Annotated in this window: 5 protein-coding genes; 2 read left to right on the forward strand and 3 right to left on the reverse strand. The window is 53.6% G+C overall.

Annotated features, from left to right (window positions below; genetic code table 11):
- The first annotated feature begins 202 nt into the window (after positions 1-202).
- The gene (locus HMPREF1647_RS06095; protein WP_035433082.1) at positions 203-1,231 is read left to right on the forward strand and encodes a hypothetical protein; all 1,029 of its coding nucleotides are present in this window, start codon (positions 203-205) and stop codon (positions 1,229-1,231) included.
- A gap of 91 nt (positions 1,232-1,322) precedes the next feature.
- Positions 1,323-1,964 carry a deoxyribose-phosphate aldolase gene (deoC, locus tag HMPREF1647_RS06100; RefSeq protein WP_035433084.1) on the forward strand — a complete coding sequence of 214 codons (642 nt, stop codon included), beginning with the start codon at positions 1,323-1,325 and terminating at the stop codon, positions 1,962-1,964.
- A gap of 199 nt (positions 1,965-2,163) precedes the next feature.
- Here the strand turns inward: deoC and HMPREF1647_RS06105 are convergent, their stop codons facing one another.
- The 3 genes from HMPREF1647_RS06105 to HMPREF1647_RS06115 form a co-directional block, all read right to left on the reverse strand.
- Positions 2,164-3,108 carry a YjjW family glycine radical enzyme activase gene (locus HMPREF1647_RS06105; protein WP_262363826.1) on the reverse strand — a complete coding sequence of 315 codons (945 nt, stop codon included), beginning with the start codon at positions 3,106-3,108 and terminating at the stop codon, positions 2,164-2,166.
- A gap of 19 nt (positions 3,109-3,127) precedes the next feature.
- The gene (locus HMPREF1647_RS06110; protein WP_035433086.1) at positions 3,128-4,630 is read right to left on the reverse strand and encodes a YjjI family glycine radical enzyme; all 1,503 of its coding nucleotides are present in this window, start codon (positions 4,628-4,630) and stop codon (positions 3,128-3,130) included.
- Between the two features lie 165 nt (positions 4,631-4,795).
- Positions 4,796-5,527 (reverse strand): Crp/Fnr family transcriptional regulator, encoded by a 732-nt coding sequence (locus HMPREF1647_RS06115; protein ID WP_035433088.1) that lies wholly within the window; start codon positions 5,525-5,527, stop codon positions 4,796-4,798.
- Positions 5,528-5,817: the final 290 nt, after the last annotated feature.

A 5,817-nucleotide genomic window follows, 5' to 3' on the forward strand; every position in this document is an offset into this window, starting at 1 on the left:
TCAAAAATTACGTATTCATGGAAATGAATTTAATTGCAGAATTATTCAGAATTTTGAAACCAAGCCAGAGAAGTTACATGATGAACTCCCGCAGGGTGCCAAACGACAAATCTTGCACAGATTTCCTGTGTGATTTCAAATCGGTCAGATTACTTGCGCCATTTCCGGGTATGGAATTCATACTTTTTCGCGAAGGAGTGCTATGGATTACTGTCTTTCGTACTTTTCAGCGTTTAATTTATTAATGAGTTCCTCTAGGCTATTTGATTCGTCGTCGGCAGCAAATGCTATGGTCAGAGCGCCACTTGTTCCCGAGTCTACACCTGGAGCGGCCATGGAACGAGAGTTTGCCGTCTACTATGGACACCTGCCGGAAATACAAGGCGTGCGTCTTCACCAGGAGTCTAATGGTAAGGTTGACCTGCTAATTCGTGATGTGAATTCTGCGTCTACAAGAGCAAATGTTGCGCTTCACATCTGTAATACGAACGTTTTACCTTCGTCACTCCTGCCAATAGATACTGACTTAAAAGGATTTGTGACATCTCCAGAATTCACTTATTTGCAGATCGCGTCAAAACTCGATTTCATCGGAACAATTCTTGCAGGTAGTGCGCTGTGTTCTGATTATTTTTTGAACCAAAATGGTCACGGTGGAGTTTCACAACGCCAAAATGGCCCTCTGACAAATCGCGCTGCAATTGCAAAGTTTCTTGCCACACAAGGAAGAAAGCGTGGCATCATTCCAGCTAAACGAGCACTTCAACACATCGTAGAGAAAGCTCGGTCGCCCCGAGAGGCCTCGCTTGCGCTGCTATTGTGCCTCCCGTATAACCTTGGTGGCTTTAACCTAGGAACCGTTGAGCTCAACAAGCCTATTGAGCTGGAAAATCGATATGGCGAGAAAATCACTCGAATTCCTGACCTAACCATTCAGCTCAAGGACAAGAGGCAGAAGCGGGCTACAGTGTTGCTAGATTATGATCCCGCGGTAACGCATTCTGGCAATCAAAAAATCACGCGAGACCTGGACAGGGAAAACGAGCTGGTAACGGGCGTTCAGTGTCCGCATTTTTCGGTATCTGGCGAGATGCTTAAAAGCTTTGAAAGCGTTCAGGGCTTGGTCCGCCAGATTCGCGAATCTACTGGAATAACTGCACGTGACACGACTATGTCAGATCTTGAAGAGCGACAGCGGGAGCTCTGGACACGGCTATTCAAATCCAGGTAGCAAAACCAGCTGCCACGTCTTTTATGCACCGTTTGCCGTACAATAGAGGGGCACAAACCGCTCATAATCGCACAGCCAGAAGGAGAAAATCGTGGAAGTTAACGGCCTTATCGACCATACAAATTTGAAGCAAAACGCAACCGCTGAAGACATCAAGAAACTTTGCGCCGAGGCAAAGCAGTACAAGTTTGCAACTGTCGCCATCAATTCTTGCTGGGTTTCCCTGGCTCACGCCGAGCTCGAGGGCTCTGGAGTTGGCATTACTTCCTGCATCGGTTTCCCTCTGGGTGCCGCTTCAACTGCAGCTAAGGTCGCCGAGGCCAAGCAGAGCGTTGCCGACGGCACTACCGAGATTGACATGGTCATCAACGGTGGCCACCTGGTCGCTGGCGACGACGACTACGTTATCGCTGATATCAAGGCTGTCGTTGAGGCCGCTGGTTCCGTGCCCGTTAAGGTAATCCTGGAGTGCTGCCTGCTTGATGACGAGCAAATCGTTCGTGCTTGCAAAGATTGCATGGCCGCTGGAGCCGCGTTTGTTAAGACAAGCACTGGCTTCAGCACCGGCGGCGCAACTGTTCACGACGTTGCTCTGATGAAGCAGACTGTCGGCGACACTTGCAAGGTTAAGGCTGCTGGCGGCATCCACAATAAGGCTGACGCTGAGGCAATGGTTGCGGCTGGCGCAGATCGCCTGGGCTGCTCCAGCGGAATCGCTATCGTCACCGAGTAGCTCGCTGATCAGGAGCTTGCCGTACCGACACTTCACTGATAAGTAAATGAAAACGACCTCGTAGCATGTGCTGCGAGGTCGTTAATTGTTGCAGTGAAAAGGGCACAAAAACTGGCGAGAAACCCGTGTAAGCTGCAGTAACAATCGTGGCGAGAAACCCGCCGGAGCGGCGAGTCGTATCGCGCACCCGCCGTGGCAACTAGCTGACGACAACCTCGCCAAAGCCCAGCTTACGGGCCTGCGACTCAATCGCCTGCATGCGCTCATCGCTTGGAGAAGGGGAGTTCTCCATCGGACCGCGGACGCCAAAGTGCCTGAACTTCATAAGGCGAATGCGCGTCTGACCAACCTTCTCGCCAAGGGTTGTGGCAATGCCGTCAACTGCGGCTTCAGCATCGTTCCAGCCCTCGGTAACGATGACGCGGACCTCTTCGAGCTTGTTTTGCTCGGCCAAAAACGCAAGGTTTTTGCGGACTGTGACGCCATTTTCTCCGGTCAGGTGCTCAAACCACTGATCATCCCAAGCCTTAACGTCAAGCATGACGCCGCTTGAGAGATTCAGCAGATCGCGGTACTCGGTGAAGTCGATGGTGCCGTTTGAGTCGATGAGGCAGTTCAGACCAGCGGCATTGCAGTAGGTGAAGAGCTCGTAGAGGAAGTCGGGACGGAGCATGCATTCGCCGCCTGAAGTGGTGATTCCGCGGATGAACGGCATGTTAGAAATGCAGCGGTCGGCCACCTCTCTTGCGCTGAGCAACTCAATCTTTGGCGTGGATTTATGCTGGCAAACCTTGATGCAGTTGTCGCAGTTGATGCAAATGGAGTTGTCCCACACAACCTTGCCGTCAGCCACGGACAGGGCGTGAGCTGGGCATGGCTTGACGCATGCCTGGCAGGAGATGCATTCCACCTGGGTCTCGGGGTTGTGGCAGTAGGCGCAGCGAATGTTGCAGCCCTGCAGGAAGACGGCGGTTCGGCTTCCTGGGCCATCTACCAGCGAGAAGGGAATGATCTTGTTGACAGGAGCAACACACCCAGTTGGATGTGTTGCTCCTGAATCGGTTGCCGGGACGCTTGCGGTTGCGGGACGCGCCGCTTCGCCGCGCGTTGCTCCCAAAGTTGTTTCTGTTGCAGTGAAGGTCACGATTGCGCAGCTCTTCTCGCTAGTCGCTCATGCGAACCTTGCGCTCGCCAAGGTGGTTGGCGGTGAAGTTGCCCAGGCCGTCGTGAGCGGTGTCCTGAAGGACAACGTCGCCGGACTGGAATTTCTTCATCTCAGAGCGCTTAGCCAGGAAGCCGGTAATGCGGACCAGGTCACCCTCGGAGCTGTAGAACGAGAGGTACTTGTCGTCGATGGAGAATGCGGCTTTGACCACGTCAACAACAGCGTCTGGGTTACGCTCAGCAGTTGGCTCAGCTGGGAAGATGTCGGAGACGCCACTGTTGAAGAAGCGGTGCATGCGAGCACTGTGGCGAATGTGGTCGTAGAGATTTGCAGGCTCGTCGCCAACCTTGATGCGGACACCTGGGGTAACGCCCTGCTGGTCGGAGAAGCCAGCCTGTGCGTGCAGGGTGAAGCGGCCGCCAAAGACCTCGGAGTATACGGCGTCAAAGCTGTTGACCTGGTCGGCAATCTTGACCATGATCTTGTCGGCCAGCTCGTTGGCCTCGTCATCCTTGCCGTAGGTGCGGCTGCTATCAAGGTGCAGCAGCTCAGCGACGCACTCGCTCATGCCGGCAACGCCAAACATGCCGCAGAAGCGCTCGCGAGAAATGAGGCCTTCCTGAGCCAGGAAGCTGGTCTCAAAGAAGTTGGAATCCTCAACCATAAAGCGGACGCGCTCGTTCATGAAGTTCAGAACCTCGCCGGTTGCGGTTGGCAGCAGGTTGTTCATGAAGTCGTCAACGTTGGTTGCAAGTTTTGCAAGGCCAGGGAGAAGTACGCGGCTCAAAGTGTAAGCGCCACCACCCATAGGAAGGACGTTATAGCAGCTTACAACGGTGTACTCGCCAGGGTAGGTCTCTTTGTGGATGCGGTGGTTAGCAAAAGCAGGGTTGGAGCAGACCATGGTGGTCTTGACTGCCAGGCGCATGAACTCGTCAGATGTGATCTCTGGATCGTACTTGAGGGTGAAGTTTGGAACGGCGTTCATGAGCTCGCGGTCAACCTCAAGCAGCAGTCTACCTGCGCGAGTGTCCTCTGGACCAATGTTTGCGTGGCAATAACCACTTGCAACGGTGCGGTCGATGTGGTTCAGGAAGCGGCGCAGACGAGGCTTAATCTCTGCGTCGGTCATGCCCTCCAGGAACGGATCGATAATCTTGTCCAGCTGGCCAACGTACACAGGGCGGCTGGTGACAGATGGAACGTTGTCGTAGAGAGCGGCAAGGCCCCAGAGCAGGTCATCAAGGGTCTCTGGCTTGTCAAAGCGCAAAAACTCGGAACCGTTCTGAGCAAATACCTGGTAGTCAGGGCAGATGTAGCGAGGGCGGTAAGGAGCGTTGCCCTCACACATGTCGTCAAGAGCGTGAGCTGCAAAAAGACGGTCAAACTCAGCAGTTGTCTTGATAGGGTGCTCGGAGTTCTCGGCAGCCTGAGCCAGGTGCAGAACCTTCTGCTTGTACGAGAGGTTGTCGGAAGTGATGATGTCCATGAACTCGCTCATTAGTGCTCCTTACGTTTATCCTGCAAAAACAGGTTTGTGATTGCGACGGGTACGTCGGTCGTTCCAGGTACGGCGTGGCGCGAGAAGCGCGTCATGCCAGGTGAGATGCGCAACGTTCGGGGCGAGAAGAACGGTCTTGCCCAAGCGTTGTGCCAGGTACAGAGGTTAGTCCAGAAGGTGGGTTTCTCCCTCGTGTTTCATTGCGTCATCGAGGCGCTGGAACTGCCTCTCGGTAATGACAATCTTGCCGTGCTGAACAGAAACCATGCCCCTCTCCTTAAGCTCGTCGATACCGCGGGCAACAGTCTTTGTGCTGGTACCAATCTTGTCCGCAAGCTCTTGCCTGGTCAGACGCACGGTAAACGGCCACTCAACGACGCCGCGGTGAATCTGATCGCGCGTCAGCTCACTAAGCATGTACATCAGGCGCTTGGTACCGCTCCAGGTCAGCAGGCTGCGCTCGTAACCGGATTGACGTGTGAGGTTCTTAATAATCCAGCGCGAGCGGGTAAGAAGTGCCTCGGGGTCCGAACGAATCCACTGCAGGTAGTCCTCGCGTGGAACCGAAATAAACTCGCAGCCGGAAGTTGCGGTGAGCGACCCAAGATAAAACGGGCTCTCGCTGATAACTTCCATCTCACCAAAAGCAACGGGCGCACGATACTCGTCAATAACATACGTGCTACCTGCGGAATTATGCGACGTGGTGCGCACGGTACCGCGGCACAGAATGTACACGTTATCAACGCGGTCCAGCATGTGGACAAGGGTCTGTCCGGAATTAAGACGAATCTGCCTACAATGAGAAAGACGATTAGCGGGAACGCGAGAAGCCCATTTGATGATCTTCTTCCGAACATCAGAATCAAGACTGTCAAGGTAGGTTAGAACGTTCACACGAGACCTCGCTGTTCTTGCTTCGTGAGTCCTCATTACAGGACAGTTTTGGCTTAAGTTTGAGTAATTGTACCTGCTAGCAAAAATAAAAATAAGGACTTTTGTCCACTTTTTGAGACAATTTTCTTGAACGGTATCGGGCTGCGATTGGGCTGCGATTAGGTTGCGGCCAACCTACGGCCAACCAGCGGTCAGCCACGGTCAACCCGCGGTCAGCCCATGGTCAGCTTGCGGCCAGTCCACAATCAAGCTGCCGCAAGACATAAAAAGCCCCCACATCAAATGAACTG

Origin of the sequence: Lancefieldella parvula DNF00906 (genome assembly GCF_000758945.1) — a bacterium.
Lineage (GTDB): Bacteria > Actinomycetota > Coriobacteriia > Coriobacteriales > Atopobiaceae > Lancefieldella > Lancefieldella parvula_C.